Origin of the sequence: Exiguobacterium sp. SRB7LM, assembly GCF_015712685.1 — a bacterium.
GTDB lineage: Bacteria > Bacillota > Bacilli > Exiguobacteriales > Exiguobacteriaceae > Exiguobacterium > Exiguobacterium profundum.
This window is the reverse complement of sequence record NZ_VWVR01000006.1, coordinates 2,687,507-2,704,169: the sequence shown is the minus strand read 5'-3', so window position 1 is coordinate 2,704,169 and position 16,663 is coordinate 2,687,507. Positions and strand designations below refer to the sequence as shown.

The window sequence follows — 16,663 nt, the reverse complement described above, 5'->3', positions numbered from 1 at the left end:
ATATAATGGAATAAACGAAACTAAAAAGTAATATAATGTATTTTAATAATCCATTTTAATTAGGGAGGGATTGATTTTGCAAGAAGCGATATATGAGGGAAGGAACATAAACTTATCAGTATTATTAGATGAAAAGCGAGAAATTCGTGAACTGAAAAAAAGTTCGACTAAAGGAGCATTTAGCTGTCCTTATTGTAAGGAAACACTTGTTATTAAATCTGGAGATAAGCGGAAATTTCATTTTTCTCACAAGAAGTCAAAGTCATGTGAACTTTCTATTGAGAGTGACAAATATGAGGAGCAGATTAAACGAGAGTCAAAACAGCATTCGGTTATAAAGAACTTTATTCATGATGAACTGAAAGCTCAACAAAAAGTAAATAAGGAACTCGAAGTTGAATACGGTTTTGTAGCAAAAGCGACTGAAAAGTGGCGTTACTATCCTGATATTATCGTAAAAAATGTGAATAAAGAAATTGCGATTACGGTGCTTACCAACGTGACACAAAATCGAGATGAAAAATTGGCTAATCAAATTATTAAACGGAATACATATTTTAAAGAAAAGGGACTTATACCGATTTGGTTCATTGAAAAAACAGAACAGTCGATTGATTTAGGACGTCATGTGATACACCTTTGGGAAGCTGAGTTGAATCTTGCAATGAAGACTCCTGAAGATTTAATGTGGGAAACATTGTTGAATGAAATAACGTATGATCAATCCTTATTTGAATTATTTGATTATCATCATCAAAATACTCCGGATTCTTATAAAGTTCGAAGCCTTTACTACATCCAATCTAAAGAAGATAGTATTCAATTCTCTGTTCGACGCTTTATTGAAGATAGGCAAGAAAGTCCATTCCGAGCATTTGTTTTAAATGCAGGATATGAAATTAGCCTATCTACTGCGCTGTTAACTACCCAAACTTTACAGCTAAGCGATCCGAAAATCGAAACGCAGCTAAGATATTCCTTTTTACAGGAAGTGCAGCAGAAGGAGAAAGAATACGTCGCGAAACAAAAAGAAATCGAAGACGCACGTAGAACTGAATTACTAAACAAGCGTTACGATTCATCAAAACGTCAAGTAAGCTCGAAGAATTTACTAACAAAAAGTCATTTTCGAACGGCAATTTTGGAATATATCAAAACTTGTAGGTTAAGATCGATAAATGCTGACGATGTAGCAGAGTATCTAGTGCTCAATGGTGCTTCAAATAAGTCTTACAATACAGGACGCTACAAAATTTACTCAGACGTCTGTGCTTGTCTTGATCAATTAGTCGAAGAGAACGTAATTGAACTTTCGTCAACAGGCGGGCAACGAGATAGAACGTATGCTGTAATAAACATGACACTTTAAAGTAAGTCTATCGGGTTTAGATGATCTAATTGAGGCGGCTCTGAGAGTATATGATGAGTGAAATGAGGAAATTCAATCGGTTCATACTTAAAAAAACAAGTATGGGTCATCTCTCGGGTAGAATGATGTACTAAAAGGAGCAGCAGAATATGAGACGAAGAATATCTATAGTTATGATAACAACTGTCTTCTTGTTGAGTGCTTGCGATGAGATTAATAAGTTTGGTGCCAATGCGGATCATGCTGCTGAAGAAGCAGAGCGTGGGACGGAAGGACGAGCAGAAGCGTTTGAATATGAGGAAGAGCAGTATCAAGAGTATCTAAAGATGGTTGAAGAACTAGAGAATCTCCGAGAGAGAAATGAAGAGTTGGAGGAAGAAATATTCTATTTAACAGAAGAACGGGATTGGAGAGCAGAAGCATACGAATATTTTTGTGACTATGGGTACGATGAGATTAGTGAATCAACGTATAACGAATTATGCAATTAATATATTTCTCAAGTCTCTGTATATTTTTGGCAGAGACTTTTTTACCCGTTGTTTGTCAGATTAAGCGCAACACTTCCTCGGTGAAGACCACGCGTGCGGTTTTCTAGTTCAGGCACTTTCTCGGTCGCCCGTTGCCACGATACGTATGGGTCGGCTACATACATCGGCACGCCGAGCAATGTCTGAATGTGCTCGTGACCATTGAACTCCTTGCCGAGTTCCGTCGTCGAGCTTCGTCTTGGCGGCGCAACGGGTCTTTGCCTTCTCGTAGCACCGTTGAGCAAGTCCCGAGCTCCGATAGATTTCTATTTTCACGTGTTCCGTTTTGGTAAGGTGGGTGTGGCTTATAGTGATTCCTCCGTCTGAATGTTTGTGTGGTAAATTCATTCTACACGAGGATGCCGCGGTGTTTTTTTTGCATTCGCGTTCCGGTGTTGCACTTAATTTTATAATGTATGGAACAATCATTTTGCAACCTTACGACCATACGCCTAATCGTCTGAAAACAATTCAACTTCGAATGTATAGTTGTATATGATTAGAATTGCTGCGTATTAAAACCTTAAGTGTCACTTAAAACCTGACTTTTCTACGGAGACGAGAATCGATGTTTGTATAATAATAGGGATGGCGTTTCATCAAAAGTAAGGAAGTTCCAATTTGAAATCGCTGTTAACATATTATAAGGAGTAGAAAGAGGGAGAGATATGGGAGAGAAATTAATAAAGAAGAAGGAAGTTAACTATCTAAGGCGGATTGGAATTGGAGCGGTAATATTAATAGTACTTACGCCAGTTATTTTATCTTTATTTATGCATGTTGAGATATTTTCGAAAGCAATTGGGGATGCCAACGGGTGGTTGAGCTATTGGGGTGGATACTTTGGTGCCATTATTGGTGCTGTAACAGTTTCTATCGCAACATCACTTCAATTAAAAGCACAGAAAAGCCTTCAAAAAGAAACTCTTAAAGTTCAATTAGAAAGTATGATAGAAAGTGCAAGGCTAAACGACAAACAGCAAAGGGAACTGATAATTTCAAACTTACGTATCAATAAGATTGATAATTTAGTGCAGGAACTTTTGCATTTGAATACTTTAAATTTTGAATGGTTTAATATTCTTAGAAATTATAATGATCATTATAATTTTGCTAAAAAAAGAAAGTAGAAATAGAGAAAGGTCAAGAGTTATTAGAGACAAACAAAAGATTAAATAGAAGAGAAATTAGATCCATCAAATCAAAAATAACGAAGAAAGAAGAAGAATTGAAAGCAGATTTTGATTTGATATATGAGTATTTAGAACAAGAAACATTTAAAAGAAACGAAATAAGTCACTCATCTGCAAAGTTGAAATCAGAAGCTATGTTTGTTGAAGGTTTAGAAGCGGAGTTAGATGAATTTAGGAAATATCAACACAAATTATTAGAAATTTTTCATGAAATAAATAAGAATAATAAAATTTCATGGAAAGAATATGATAAAAAAGTCGAACTTAATAGTGAAAAATTTATGAAAATTAGCAACCAAACGATACGACAATGTAAAAAAAGATTAGATAAAGAAATTTTATCATTCAAAAAAGGTGATAATAAAAGTAACTAATCATAATCTTGGTATATTTTATTAAGTTATTTAAGTACCTATGGATGATTTTCTTTCGCCAAAATTTCACGGGCGTGATGGTATTGTAATCAATACTGTTAAAATGGTTCTTCTTCACTTCTGATGAAATACTCCATCTCTATGGTTAGGTAGATGTCGATTCATATATCAGTAGACAGTTCCAATCCCGCCTGACCATACATTTAACGTTTGATCATTTTCAGTCGATTGAACTGCCCCTCAACCATGCCATTTGACCAAAGTAGCGTCATCGTTCACCAACATTGCGTAAGAACCATAGGAGTGCAAAAGTGTGCAACGGAAAAGTCACAACTCTGCACTCCTATTTTGCACTACACACATATAGCACAGCAACTTAATAAAACTCAGTTCGATAACCAAGAATATTATTTGAAGTCTAGTATGATTTGATAAAATTTCTTTGTTTTCTCAAAAACGTTTTGGATAATTAACAAACATCATTTCTTGTAATTGCCCAAAAAGTTTTTTATTTGAGGAAATTTAATTCCTGAATACGATTCAAAAGCTTGATGATAGTAATAGTATCCTCGTATTTTTTTACCCCATGAATCAATGTTAACTTCGTGGAGGTCTCTACTTTTAATATTATGGATATAATCTATCATTTGTTTAGTATGTTTAATTTGAGGGAGCAATTCCCCGTTATTAATAATAACACCTGTGATTAGTACAGGTTTAGTAATGTATTGTCTTTTAGTTTTTGAAGAGTTTACTTTATAACTGTAAAAATTCAATATTTTTCTGACTTCATTTTCGAATTTTTTTGATATGGGATTAGGAGAAGAAAATGTTAGGTCATCTACATACAGTGAAAAAATGATGTTATTCTGACTGGATAATTGGGAAATTTTATCGAACATTTTTTTGTTAGTAAGGTAGGATAATATAGGACTAGTGGGGTACCCTTGAGGAAGTATTGAGTGGTTGTCTATTTCGTAAGTAACGAGGGTTGTACAAATCTTTGCTGAATCAATCGACATTTTTAAATCATTTTTAAAAAAAGAATAGATATATTTTTGTGGAACGTGGTTAAAGAAGTCTTTAATATCCATAGATAAAAAAAACCTTGAAGACATATGCTTAGAGGCGTTTGAAATAATACTTTGTTTTTTAATGCCTCCGATCACATAAGGTGGTATTGGTAAAACCGAGAGGGAACGATTAATATTTCTTAACGCTTTTTTATGTTCTCCCGTAGGATTATAAAATGTTCGTACTTTTCCTGAAGAAGTATTTTTATTGAAAATATTCACCTTTGGATAATAACAAAGATTTACATTTTTCAAACTACTCTTCGGGGTTTGTAGAATGTATGAGAGCGACTTTTTTGTTTCAATCTTATATAGTTTACAAGAAGAATAGTCCATGAAAACCTCCGAATAATAAAAATCCGATGTTAAAGTGAATTGAATAGTTTTTCGAGTATCGCTATCAAGTAGTATACGGTTTTAAGTACGCTACCAAAAAAACGAAGCCCCTTGGAAATTGAGTTTTTATTCTTCAACTTCCTCTTTTCAACTCGAGATAACTCAATAGAACTCTCTTGTGTTTTCATAAAATTCTCCTTATACATGTTGTAGGCTATTTCTAGCCCCTCCGCACACATGGAATTAGAAGAATCACAAGAGCAACCAGATCGAGTATCTATCTTTAACATCGTATTCTGGCGGAAGCTCCGCACTTACCGTGTAGAAGCGATTCGCCGGAAAACAGAATGAGCATGCTGACATCAATTACGAAGGCAGCTCAGTTCATTACACCTAAAAGGCAATAGTTAAGAAGCGGATATTTTTGGTTGTTTAGTTCTAAAGCAAATATTAACACTAAAGTGCATAAATGTAAATATTTATTCAAATCAACAGCTATATAAAGGTTATTTTATACAAAGAATAAAAATAGAAATATACGGATAAAAAATTCGTGCTTTTAATCCGTCTGCTTCCGGTTATACATCACGACGCTACCGACGAATGCAGCAAGTGCCCAAGCAGTTAGCAATCCAAGCTCAAGTCCTACGGCACCGAAGTTCGCACCGTCTTCCACTTGATGAGCTACATCAATTAAGAGCACGTTCGGTAAATACTCAAGCACTCCGATGATGGCGAAACGATCTTGTAGTGGCAACAACATCGGTGAGAACGAGAAGAAAAAGAACGGCAACATGACAATCAATGAAGCTTCCATGACCGTCTTCGTCATCAAGCCGAACATCGTTCCAATCCCGATATAAAAGAATGTCGAGACGATGAGCGCGAGGGCCATCACAGCCAGATTTTGCGGGGCATAGTCCATCAAAAATGCCGATCCGACAATGAGGATCATCGTCGTCACGAATGTGAGGGCGCTCTTCCCAAGCAAGATGTCGAGCGTGCTCGCCGGGGATAACATGAGCCCACGGAGCGTGTTTTTCTCTTTCTCTTCGGCAATCAACGCACACTGTACGAAGATGGCCACGAGGCTGAACGTGATGTTGATGACGAAGTACGTGATATCAACGCCACCGTCACCGATTCGTGAATAGAAGACAGCGAAGAAGAGCGGCATGATCAAGGTCGACGAGACGAACAAGTTTCGAGACAAATCCTTGTAGTCTTTCTGGAAAATAGCGAGTGCACGTTTCATTGAAAAAGTCATGATAATTTCCTCCCTGTCACTTCGATAAAGATATCGCCGAGTGTCGGCTCGTTGGAATGGATCGATGCGATATTTTTAGCACGCATCTGTTTATGGAGCCAATCCGCGCCTTCGTCGGTTTGCGTCACTTCATGCGTCTGACCGTTGTTCAATTCGACCCGCATCGATCCCGTCGCATATTTCCTGCGCAATATGTTCGGTGCATCGAGCAGTTGAATCGACCCTTGATGTAAGAAAGCGACACGGTCACATAGCTCTTCGGCTTCTTGCATGTCGTGTGTCGTTAAAAAGATGGTCGTTCCGTTAGCCTTCAACCGTTCAATCCCTTTATAGATATGTCGAGAGTTGACCGGATCGAGAGCCGATGTCGGTTCATCTAGAAACAGGAGCTCTGGCTCATGAAGAAGGGCGCGTGCGAGCGTCACCCGTTGCAACATTCCTCTAGAGAGTTTGTCGATGCGCTTCTTCCGTTCCCCGCTAAGATTGACCATGTTCAATACTTCATCAATCCGGGTCTTCGGTTCATCATAGAGGTCGCAATATAGGCTCAAGTTCTCTTCTATAGAAAGTCGTGTATAGAGACCGCTATTGTCCGTCAACACGCCAATGCGTTTGCGGTACTGTTCTTGTTTCAAGTCAGCGACCGGCACACCGAATACGGTAGCATCGCCAGCTGTCTGTGCGAGTTGTGACGTCAAAATTTTAATCGTCGTCGTCTTTCCTGAACCACTCGGTCCTAAGAAGCCGAACACTTCCCCTTTTCCTACCGTGAACGTCACATCATGTAACGCTTCCTCGTTTCCAAACAATTTCTTTAACCCGTTCACTTGAATGATTGGTTCCATTCCCGTTCCTCCTTGTCGATGTCATCTTGCTTGCCTCTATCGTATAAGGAATGGGGGAAGACCGCACTAAAATGGCGACAAATGGCGCTTATCATGAGGTGAACGAAGCGATATGAACTATGAATGGAGACTATTTGAGACCCATCATCGTCTTCAATTCTGCCATTTTTGTCTTGGATAACGGAATCGTTGTCTTCTCTGAATCATCCAAGACGAGACTGAAGCTATTTTTCGTATAGGTGATGACTTCGCGGACACGTTGTAAGTTCACGAGATATGACCGATGGCAGCGGAAGAAACCGTACGGAGTCAAACGCGTCTCGAGCTCATTCATTGTGAAGACGCTCGGGAACTGATCCGATTGACTATGTAAAATCGACTGTCCGTCCTGACTTTCGATGAAGTCGATTTCAGGAGGATCGAGTAAGATGATTTTTTCGTTCACTTTCGTCGGGATTTTCTCGAAACGGACGTGGATGACCTCAGATGAGATGTCAGTCTCATCCTCTTCTTCTGGTTCCACATCTAACAAGCGCAAGTGACGATGGTCAATCCGATAAACGGTCGATGTCATGAAGAGCGCACTCTCCATGTTGCTCGTCAAGACAAGGACGGCTTTTTGTCTCGACGTCAATGTCTGTAACGTATCGCGTAAAAGGTGTCGTGTTTCTTGGTCCACGTCTTGGTCCGGTTCTTCAAACACATACAGGTCACGGTCTTGGAGAAGCAGCGCGGCGTACTGCGTGCGTCTGACGAGGGAACGATTGAGACGGTGGAGGCGTTGCTTGCGGTAAGTCGTGAGTTGGAGTTGCTGCATCACCGAGTCGACCGAGTCAGTTGAATCATATAGGCGCTTGGTGAAGCGCAAATACTCCTCGATGGTGAGTCGGTCGTATAAACCGTCCCGGATGGAGAAGAGGGACAGCGTTGAAGCATGGTCGATGTTACCGGTATAAGTCGTGATCTCCTGACTGATGAGACCGAAGATGATTTCTCGGGAAATGACGCCACAGTGGATAGCCGCCAACTCACCTGGTTGGATCGTAAATGAAATGTTTTCGAGAATGAGTGTGTCTTGTTGGCGAACCGAGACGTTTTGAAAAGTAAGCACCGAATCCCTCCCTTTTTAGTGGAATTATACCATTATCTGATTTAGAACTCGGAAAGTGATGCGTAATCATTTAAAAAGGTATTGTATGATGAAATGGATATAATTTGAAATCAGAAGAGAGTAGGTCTGTTGTATGGTTAAAGTCGTTCCATTCACATTCGAAGAAAGTAGTCTACATAGCATCGATGATACAGAAACATATGTGAACTATCCGGTGATTTACATTTTGAACGGAGAGAAAGAAGCATACATTGGTGAAACGGTTCATTTTAAAAAGCGAATGAAGCAACATCTAAAGCTTAAACAAACGGAACGGAAACAGCTGAGTCAAATTCATCTCGTCAATCATGACAAGTTCAACCGTTCAGCAACATTTCATCTCGAAACAAAGCTCATCAATTATTTTTTAGGAGATGAGAAGTATACACTTCAGAATAAAAGTAAAACTGCGAACGACTTCACGCACAATTACTACAATAAAACTTACTACGACAACGAATTGTTTCCCGAACTTTGGAATGAATTACATCGGAAGGGACTTGTTCAAAATGAGCTTCATGCCATTGAAAATAAAGATATCTTTAAACTGTCTCCGTTTAAAGAATTGTCTGTCGAGCAATTAGATTTAAAAGAGCAGGTTCTTGATTTTTGTGAAACGCAAATGTCGAAAGTGGATCCGAATGCAACATACGGAGATTTATATGTGATTGAAGGGGAAGCAGGTGTAGGGAAGAGTGTTGTCTTGAGCTCAATCTTTAATACAATCCAAGCTCGAACAAAAGACACTAATTCAACACTTCATCAGACAAAAAATTATTTGGTTGTTAATCATGAAGAGATGTTGAAAACGTATAAAGGAATCGCCAAGCAGGTGAAACATCTTAAAGCAGGGGACTTCATAAAACCGACGCCATTATTGAATAAACTGAAAGACGAGAAAGCCGACATTATCTTTGTGGACGAAGCCCACTTGTTGCTGACGAAATCAGATGCCTATAACAATTTCCGAGAAAACAACCATCTTGAGGAGTTGCTGAAGAAAGCTAAAATTGTCATCGCTATTTTTGATCAACATCAAGTGTTGAAACTGAAGAGTCACTGGAATTCATTCAAATTGGATGATTATAAAAAGAAAGCAAGGACGGTTGAGACCTACAAACTAACCAATCAATTCCGGATGCAAGCAGATGAAGATATGATGAACTGGGTCAACACATTTAAAGAAAAACGAATCAATCCATTACCGAAATCTAAGCGATACGATTTACGAATATTTGAAACGTTAGAAGAGATGCACCGTGCCATCATCGAGCAAGATCGACGATACGGCTTGAGTCGGGTCGTTTCGACCTTTGACTTTTTACACAAAAAGGACGGAGACACCTATTATGTATATGAGTCGAACGGAAATTATAAAATGCCATGGAATACAACCGGTGGAAAAACGACGTGGGCTGAAAAAGCAGAAACCATCGCCGAAGCCGGCTCTATCTATACGATTCAAGGATTTGATTTGAACTATGTTGGTGTCGTTTTAGGCCCATCCGTATCCTATGATGAGGAGCAGGAAGGTCTGGTGATTGACCCGAATTTATATAAAGATACGGGAGCCTATGCTGGAATCGAAGGTATTGAGAATGTTGATTTGGCAAAAGAACAGATTGTCTTGAACTCGATTAACATATTGATGAAGCGTGGCGTCAAAGGCCTCTATCTATATGCATCTGATGAATCGCTACGACGAAAATTATTGAAGTTACAAAGAGAGAGGGTATAAATATGAACGAAGTACAACGATTAATGGATGAGGTCATTAAATTCCGAGATGAGCGCGACTGGGCGTTCCATCATAACCCGAAAGACTTGGCGTTATCGTTATCACTTGAGGCAAGTGAGCTCCTTGAGGTATTCCAATGGGTGTCGAGTGAAGAAGCGCTTGAGGCGAAGAAGACGGAGATGGAAGAGGAATTGGCAGATGTGTTGATTTACGCGTTGACGTTCGCTCACGCTGCCGGAATCGATGTTTCGAAAGCAATTGAAGACAAGCTTGTGAAAAACGCAGTGAAATATCCGAGTCCGCAAAAATGACCGAGGAGTTCTATATGAACATTCCATCCGATCGATTTATGATTCCTTGTCATTTAATGGGGCCTCATTTTTCTCCTTGCGCTGCATCAGAGAAAACAGGTATTCAATTTTATAAGCAAACGGAAGTTGGGGAAATTGAGCATATCGGAAAACGTAAAGAAATCGCTAAGGTAGGTCATGCGTCGTTTGAACCACCTTTTAAATTTCAGAGAATGGAAAATCCGTATATCGGACTTTTTTGGATGATTGACACTCTGGCAGAACATATTGATACCCTTCGCTCTTGTGGAGCCGATGATATCTGGATTGATTTGGATGTGGTCTCTCACTTAGATGTGAAGTTAGAATTTGAACCAGATTTCTTGATGAAGCTTGCGAACTTAAAGATTCCATTTTTGATTAGTGGATATATAGAAACTACTGATGAATAATAGCAATACGAAAAATATGAGTGACATCTGTATACTTTAAAGTCAGGTTATGAATAAAAAGAAGTACAATCCATCAGGACTGTACTTCTTTTTGTAACACATCTTTCATGACCTCAATTGTCGTCTGAATCGATGCAAATTCTTCATTTAGACTAGCGAGCGACACATCATGGATGACCGCTGCGGGAATCCATGTCCCGCTGATCGATTGTCGATCGAACGTTGCCGTCGCATCGGAGACGACGATTGGACTGAAGCCTAGGTTTCCTGCCATCCGTGTGGTCGTCTCGACACAATGGTTCGTGATTAATCCGGTGATGACGATTTGTGTCGCACCAAGTGATTCGAGTCGTTCCTGTAAGTCTGTTCCGATGAAGGCGCTATTCACCTGTTTCGTTAAGATGACATCTTGTTCACGAGGTTGAATGAAGTCTTGGAACAAATGACCGTCTTTTTTGAAATAGAAGAGTGAGGTCGGAACGTTCGTGACATGTTGGACATAGATGATCGGTTGATCATGATGTTCCCACGCTTCAATCAACCGTGCGATATTCTCTTCACATTTTGGATTGTTGCGGTTTCCCCAGCTTGGATCAAGAAAGGCTTGTTGGACATCGATGATGAGTAATGGAACGACTGTCGTTTGCATGTTGATTCCCCCTTGAATTGGATACTTCAAGTGTATGCAACGGAGGAATGCAGATACATAGAGGTTTGACGGAAGTTTCAGCGAATGACTTTAGAAAGAACGGATTATGCACCGTTACACTTTATTTTTGAAAGGTGAATGCCAAATGGATGAAATAGACCGCCATATTGTTGAATTGATGCAACAACAAGCCCGTATCTCGATGACCGAATTAGGACGACAAATTGGATTGTCTACGCCTGCTGCGACAGAACGGGTGAAGCGACTCGAAGAACGTGGAGTCATCATAGGCTATCGGGCTGTCATCAATCCCGAAAAGATGGACAAACACGTAACCGCCTTTATTCTTTATGACACCCATCGTTGTGAGGCGTTCCGTGAATTTTGTCGTCAACAGTCGTCTGTGATCGAATGTCATCGCTTAGCCGGGCAGTATAGTTACCTCGTCAAAGTGGTAACGGAAAACGTGCGTACATTAGAGACGTTCATCGACGAATCGATGAAATACGGTCGTCCCTCATCTTTGATAAATCTATCTTCACCTGTTTCTTTTAGACCCGTTTTATGAAAGCGATGGAGTGACTTTTAACAGTGAGAGTGATTGCGAGCTAGTAAAAGAGAATAGATGAAATTTTTTCAGTACAAATTGATTTTTAATCAAATGAAAAGGAGGGGGACACGATGTCGCACGATGAGCGTTTACGAGAAATAACTAAGGCTCGCCTACTTACGAACCGTATTAATGTCATGTTATCGCTCATTCTTTTGTTAGGGGGATGGATGATGTGGTGGTTTGGAGAGTTCTCTCTCATTCAAGTTCTCTTGGGAATCCTTTTGCTCATTCCACCTCTTTTGATGGTTTATATGTGGAGACGTACCCGAATGTTGCTTCGTTTCAATGAAGCGATGGAATATCAACGTATAGTTTGGTCGGAGTTCATTCTTGCGCTGGTTGTCGTCTGCATATTTATCGGAATTGCAACTACGATCATCCTAACAGAATCATTTAGCTTATCGACTGTTCCACTCCTGGTCATGTTCATCGCGGTCCTGATATCTAGACACGTTGATCAGCGGATGAAGCAAATCGACCCTGAACATGTGACGTACGCAAATCTCGCTCGATATAAGACGAAACGCAGCTAACCGAAGTCAGCTACGTTTTGTGTTCGAATCTAATTGTTGTTCGATGTGGTCGAGACGTTCGATTAATACTTGCATCTGCTTCGAGCGTTCACGCTCCATAAAGAGTTGCTCGTCTGCTCGTTTCTCAGAACGTGCCACGACATTGCGAATCCACAAAATACCGATGATTAGTACAGCGATTGGCAAAATCGTGAAGATGAGTCCGAATAATGAGACCATGATGACGTTCATATAGATATACCTCCCTTTCTACGTCTTCATTATACTTCCAAATATAACCGGTTTGAAAGGGGGAACCGTGGCATTTCAAATCCGACATGCATAAGCTAAAAAAAGGAGTTTGATACATCATGAAGTTTACTACATTTCAACGAGTCGGTACGTATCTATGAAACGGCCGACCCGACTTGGTACGGACGATGCGGGTTATGTCATCAACCAGACGTCCATCCGTCATATACAGCCTGAGTTTGAAACTGTCCTTTTTAAAGCAATCGAATTGGTGAAAGAAGCATTCGATGAACAGCTACACAGCATATACCTTTATGGAAGCATCGGTCGCGGGACGGCCGTTGCTGGGCAATCGGATCTAGATTTGACGGTGCTCTTGCATGAGGACGTCGATACGACAGAATTGGTGGAGCAGACGGAGCAATTGCTAACGCAGCATCCGGAAGTCATTAAAATCGATTATGATATCGGGCGTCTCGATGTGGCACTGGATCCGGCGAATCGTTTTGAATGGGGCTTTTGGCTAAGATATCTTTGTACATGTGTGGACGGGGAAGATGTCTCGATTCAATTCCCGCGCATGAAGCCGGATGTTCGTGTGAGTGAGGCGTTGAACCAGGACTTGATTTCTTCAATTGAAGCAGCCAAGTCGAAATTGCTTCGTGGACAGATGTCTCATCTGGAGAAACGCTCCATCGTGAAGCGCGTCATCCGAGGTTGGTATTTGACGATCAACGTGAAGGACGAGAGTTTTGCATCGACTGTAGAAGCATGCTTGGCGATTCTAAAACTCTATTTCCCGGAAGATCTGCGAGTAGAGCAAGGAGAAGCGCTGTTGAGACAAGATGACATCACAAATCAACAGCTTCTAGACTATTTGAATGAAATAGATTGGATTTAATGATGTCGCTCCTCGATTGGGATATATCCGTTCGGTCGTCTTCGCTTCACGTCTGTGTCAAAGAAGAAATAAGGGACATATAAAGCGCTTGATACGTACATAATGGTGACAAATTCGATTGCGGTCGACCATTGAATGAGGTCGAATAAAAATAGAGACCATATGGGATATGAAACGAGACACATCGCCAGAGTCATCCGACCCTTAGTTTGAATAAAAGGGTACAAAATGCGCATCAATACGATATAAGGGAAGAATAGATAATAGAACATATTTTTCAATTGATGTCGTCCTTTCTTGCATATGTAAAACCATCTAACTCAGTATAATCGAGGAGAGACGGACGACAAAGGAGAATTTACAATGAAATCAATTGCCATCATTGGAGCTGGTGTCAGCGGGCTTTATGCTGCGACCCAACTTCATCAAAAAGGATATGACGTCACCATCTTTGAGGCACGTGATCGTATTGGTGGTCGTATCTTGACGAAGGACGGCTATGACCTCGGACCGACGTGGTATTGGCCGGATACGGAGAAGACCATCTCTGAACTCGTGGATACACTTGGACTCGAGTCATTCGTTCAACATACGACAGGACACATGGTGCTCGAACGTCAAACGACGACCGCACCGGAACGCCATGTGTTACCGGAAGAAAGCATCGTCTTATCCAAGCGTTTAGTCGGTGGGATGACGAGTCTCGTGGAAGCTCTGCATGCGAAGTTGCCCGATGACATCGTTCGGCTTGGGCATCGCCTGACCTCGATCGAGCGACAGTCGGACCGAGTCCAACTGACGTTTCAAAATGGTTCGGTGCATCACACGGATGACGTGATCCTTGCGATTCCACCTCGTCTCGTTGCGGAAGTGGCAATTGAACCGGCATTGTCAGCGCAAACGCGAAAAGCGCTCAAAACGACTCCCACATGGATGGCTTCTCAGGCGAAAGCGCTCATCGTATACGAGACACCGTTCTGGCGAGAAGAAGGTCTGTCTGGCTTTGGGATGAGCTGGGTCGGTCCACTTCAAGAGATTCATGACGCTTCTCTTATAGATGGACCAGGTGCGCTGTTCGGATTTTTCCGTCTCTCACCGGGAGAACGGGATGCGTTAGGAGAAGGACAAGTAAAGACGCGTGTCATCGAACAACTGGAGAAGCTGTATGGTTCGAAAGCGAATGACTTCTTGCGATTTCATTATATGGACTGGTCGACAGAATCAGAGACAGCGACATCTGACGACTTCCTGCCGCTCACGGCATTCCCGGCTTACGGTCCGATTGAGCTCGGAGACCGTCTCCATTTGATTGGTTCGGAGACGGATGCGCAGTTCGGGGGACATATCGAAGGGGCGTTGCGGTCGGCGAATCGAATCGTACAAGGGTTGGTATAACGAAAAAGACAAATCGTCCGACTAGCGGCGATTTGTCTTTTTTATTTGAATTTCTGAATCATCAACGCGAGCGAACGGTTGATCATCTTCATCTCGTCATCCTCAAGGACGGAGAACATCTCTTCAGCGAGGCGCTCTTCAATCGCATCGGTTTGTTTCGAGTACGCCAGGCCGTTCGGACCAAGTCGGATGAAGCTTTCTCGAAGGTTCTCGGGATTCTTTTCCCGCATGACGAAGTCGCGTTGCTCGAGCACTTTGAGCACCTGACTGACAGCACTTTTGGAGATGGACATCTTCGTCGCAATCTCTGTCGTCGTCCACGTCTCTTGGCGTTTGAAGAGAAGCAGCATCTGTTCTTGTTGATAGCTCAGCTCGAACTCGTTCAGTTCCGTGAAATATTTCGTGAACAGCAAGTCGAGCTCATCGATTTGCCGATACATCGTGAGGACTTGTTGCTTTCGTGTTTCATTCAACGTGTCATTCATCCTTTCTTTACGGTGTCTGTCGGAACGTTTCGCTCCGGAAGTATAAGAGGACACCACAAACTAATCCGATTATACCAAACGCTAGCAAGAGCGTTTGAATCGGCACGGACAAGGCGACGAGTACCGATAAAATGGCGAACGCAATCGGTTCAAGGCCAGAGGCGGCGAGCGACATGATGCTCATGACACGCCCGATTTTGTCAGAGTCGCTTTGTTCCTGCATGATGGTGACCGTCGGCAAGTAGACGAGCATGATCATAAACCCGCTCATAGAAGCCGCGACCGCGAGAAGCGGAATCGATTGGACTTGCGTGTAGAGGAAGAAGGCGCCGAGTGTCAGGAATAGGGCGCGGAAGACGAAGCGTCCACGATGAACCGACCGTAACAATAGAATCAGGAAGCTTGCAACAAATGTCCCGACAGCGAGCCCGCCTTCGATGATACTCAAATCAAATGCTGTCCCTCCGACCGCGCCAACGAGAATCGGGATACTCATGATGAGTGGTCCCATGACGAACAAGTTGACGATGGCAATGGCGAACGTCCCACTACGTAACACAGGTGTCTGCGATACGTAACGAATGCCCTCTTTCAAATCAAGGAGTACATCTTTCGCTGAGAGCGGAGCGATCTCGGGAATGTTGTCTTGAATCAGCCGTGGCATGATCAAAATCGCGGAGAGGAAAATCAATGCAGCCGACGTGCCGAAACTGAGACCAAAACTTCCCCACGTCAGTAGGATCCCTGCAAGGAACGGACCGATAACGAACATCAACTCGAGCGACCCTTGGAAAAGGGAGTTCGCCCGTTGCAACTGTTGACCTGATACGATTGAAGGTATAAGTGATGACAGTGCCGGATAAGACATGCCGTCTAAAAGACCAAACAATACGGAGATGATCAAGAGGGCTGTCACCGAGTACGCGTCAGCGAAATGGAGCTCAACGACAATTAACATCAACACGCCTTGTCCGATATTTGTTAAGCATAACAAGCGACTCTTTTGGAATCGGTCGGCAAACACACCGCCGAATACCATCATGACCACACGCGGCAATGATACCGCAGTCAAGATAATCCCGAGAAGCGTTGGTTGCTTCAACACATCGATCGTCAACCATGAGACGCTCAAGAAGAAAATCGAAAACCCGAGCGTGAGCGTCATTCCGGATAACCAGGTAAACATAAATCGGGAATTGTTCAATAAACCCATGTTAATAACCTCTTACTTTCATTCTT

Annotated in this window: 19 protein-coding genes and 1 pseudogene; 11 read left to right on the top strand and 9 right to left on the bottom strand. The window is 41.9% G+C overall.

Annotation, left to right across the window (positions count from 1 at the left end; genetic code table 11):
* Positions 1-76: 76 nt before the first annotated feature.
* Positions 77-1,369 carry a competence protein CoiA family protein gene (locus tag F3H97_RS14645; RefSeq protein ID WP_196431797.1) on the top strand — a complete coding sequence of 431 codons (1,293 nt, stop codon included), beginning with the start codon at positions 77-79 and terminating at the stop codon, positions 1,367-1,369.
* Between the two features lie 173 nt (positions 1,370-1,542).
* Entirely contained in the window at positions 1,543-1,860 is a 318-nt protein-coding gene (locus F3H97_RS14640) for a hypothetical protein (protein ID WP_196431796.1), read from the top strand.
* A gap of 41 nt (positions 1,861-1,901) precedes the next feature.
* On the opposite strand, the gene F3H97_RS14635 is transcribed toward F3H97_RS14640, so the two are convergent.
* Positions 1,902-2,144, bottom strand: a complete 243-nt coding sequence (locus F3H97_RS14635) for a hypothetical protein (protein WP_196431795.1) — start codon at positions 2,142-2,144, stop codon at positions 1,902-1,904.
* A 423-nt stretch (positions 2,145-2,567) separates the two neighbouring features.
* On the opposite strand from F3H97_RS14635, the gene F3H97_RS14630 reads away from it, so the two are divergent.
* A complete protein-coding gene (locus F3H97_RS14630; RefSeq protein WP_196431794.1) occupies positions 2,568-3,029 on the top strand; it encodes a hypothetical protein in 462 nt (153 codons plus the stop codon).
* A gap of 98 nt (positions 3,030-3,127) precedes the next feature.
* Positions 3,128-3,466 (top strand): hypothetical protein, encoded by a 339-nt coding sequence (locus F3H97_RS14625; protein WP_196431793.1) that lies wholly within the window; start codon positions 3,128-3,130, stop codon positions 3,464-3,466.
* Between the two features lie 479 nt (positions 3,467-3,945).
* Here the strand turns inward: F3H97_RS14625 and F3H97_RS14620 are convergent, their stop codons facing one another.
* From F3H97_RS14620 to F3H97_RS15175, 4 genes are all read right to left on the bottom strand, one after another.
* Positions 3,946-4,875 carry a reverse transcriptase family protein gene (locus tag F3H97_RS14620; protein ID WP_196431792.1) on the bottom strand — a complete coding sequence of 310 codons (930 nt, stop codon included), beginning with the start codon at positions 4,873-4,875 and terminating at the stop codon, positions 3,946-3,948.
* A 559-nt stretch (positions 4,876-5,434) separates the two neighbouring features.
* Positions 5,435-6,142 (bottom strand): ABC transporter permease, encoded by a 708-nt coding sequence (locus tag F3H97_RS14615; protein WP_196431791.1) that lies wholly within the window; start codon positions 6,140-6,142, stop codon positions 5,435-5,437.
* Complete coding sequence (locus F3H97_RS14610) at positions 6,139-6,987, bottom strand: ABC transporter ATP-binding protein (protein WP_031424536.1); 849 nt, start codon at positions 6,985-6,987, stop codon at positions 6,139-6,141. The genes F3H97_RS14615 and F3H97_RS14610 overlap by 4 nt, the downstream gene beginning before the upstream one ends.
* Positions 6,988-7,117: 130 nt before the next feature.
* Positions 7,118-8,098: a LytTR family transcriptional regulator DNA-binding domain-containing protein gene (locus F3H97_RS15175; protein ID WP_196431790.1), complete on the bottom strand. Its 981-nt coding sequence runs from the start codon at positions 8,096-8,098 to the stop codon at positions 7,118-7,120.
* A gap of 133 nt (positions 8,099-8,231) precedes the next feature.
* Here F3H97_RS15175 and F3H97_RS14600 point away from each other — a divergent pair, with 133 nt between their 5' ends.
* From F3H97_RS14600 to F3H97_RS14590, 3 genes are read left to right on the top strand one after another with little or no spacing between them, the layout of a single operon-like run.
* Positions 8,232-9,875 carry a DUF2075 domain-containing protein gene (locus tag F3H97_RS14600; RefSeq protein ID WP_230872869.1) on the top strand — a complete coding sequence of 548 codons (1,644 nt, stop codon included), beginning with the start codon at positions 8,232-8,234 and terminating at the stop codon, positions 9,873-9,875.
* Positions 9,876-9,877: 2 nt separating this feature from the next.
* Positions 9,878-10,186, top strand: a complete 309-nt coding sequence (locus tag F3H97_RS14595) for a nucleotide pyrophosphohydrolase (RefSeq protein WP_196431789.1) — start codon at positions 9,878-9,880, stop codon at positions 10,184-10,186.
* Between the two features lie 14 nt (positions 10,187-10,200).
* Positions 10,201-10,617 (top strand): hypothetical protein, encoded by a 417-nt coding sequence (locus F3H97_RS14590; RefSeq protein ID WP_196431788.1) that lies wholly within the window; start codon positions 10,201-10,203, stop codon positions 10,615-10,617.
* Positions 10,618-10,690: 73 nt separating this feature from the next.
* Here F3H97_RS14590 and F3H97_RS14585 read toward each other — a convergent pair whose 3' ends face one another.
* Complete coding sequence (locus tag F3H97_RS14585; protein WP_196431787.1) at positions 10,691-11,266, bottom strand: cysteine hydrolase family protein; 576 nt, start codon at positions 11,264-11,266, stop codon at positions 10,691-10,693.
* A gap of 145 nt (positions 11,267-11,411) precedes the next feature.
* On the opposite strand from F3H97_RS14585, the gene F3H97_RS14580 reads away from it, so the two are divergent.
* Both F3H97_RS14580 and F3H97_RS14575 read left to right on the top strand, forming a co-directional pair.
* Positions 11,412-11,834, top strand: a complete 423-nt coding sequence (locus F3H97_RS14580) for an Lrp/AsnC family transcriptional regulator (RefSeq protein ID WP_196431786.1) — start codon at positions 11,412-11,414, stop codon at positions 11,832-11,834.
* A gap of 215 nt (positions 11,835-12,049) precedes the next feature.
* Entirely contained in the window at positions 12,050-12,412 is a 363-nt protein-coding gene (locus F3H97_RS14575) for a hypothetical protein (RefSeq protein ID WP_196431785.1), read from the top strand.
* Between the two features lie 6 nt (positions 12,413-12,418).
* Here the strand turns inward: F3H97_RS14575 and F3H97_RS14570 are convergent, their stop codons facing one another.
* On the bottom strand, positions 12,419-12,643 hold the full coding sequence (locus F3H97_RS14570; protein WP_196431784.1) for a hypothetical protein: 225 nt from the start codon (positions 12,641-12,643) through the stop codon (positions 12,419-12,421).
* Positions 12,644-12,800: 157 nt separating this feature from the next.
* On the opposite strand from F3H97_RS14570, the gene F3H97_RS14565 reads away from it, so the two are divergent.
* Positions 12,801-13,544, top strand: coding sequence for a nucleotidyltransferase domain-containing protein (locus tag F3H97_RS14565; RefSeq protein WP_196431783.1), 744 nt, complete (start codon positions 12,801-12,803; stop codon positions 13,542-13,544).
* A 351-nt stretch (positions 13,545-13,895) separates the two neighbouring features.
* A pseudogene (locus tag F3H97_RS14560) lies at positions 13,896-14,939 on the top strand (flavin monoamine oxidase family protein); the annotation flags it as partial.
* A gap of 41 nt (positions 14,940-14,980) precedes the next feature.
* On the opposite strand, the gene F3H97_RS14555 reads toward F3H97_RS14560, so the two are convergent.
* Both F3H97_RS14555 and F3H97_RS14550 read right to left on the bottom strand, forming a co-directional pair.
* Entirely contained in the window at positions 14,981-15,412 is a 432-nt protein-coding gene (locus F3H97_RS14555; RefSeq protein ID WP_196431781.1) for a MarR family winged helix-turn-helix transcriptional regulator, read from the bottom strand.
* A 19-nt stretch (positions 15,413-15,431) separates the two neighbouring features.
* On the bottom strand, positions 15,432-16,637 hold the full coding sequence (locus F3H97_RS14550; protein WP_196431780.1) for an MFS transporter: 1,206 nt from the start codon (positions 16,635-16,637) through the stop codon (positions 15,432-15,434).
* Positions 16,638-16,663: the final 26 nt, after the last annotated feature.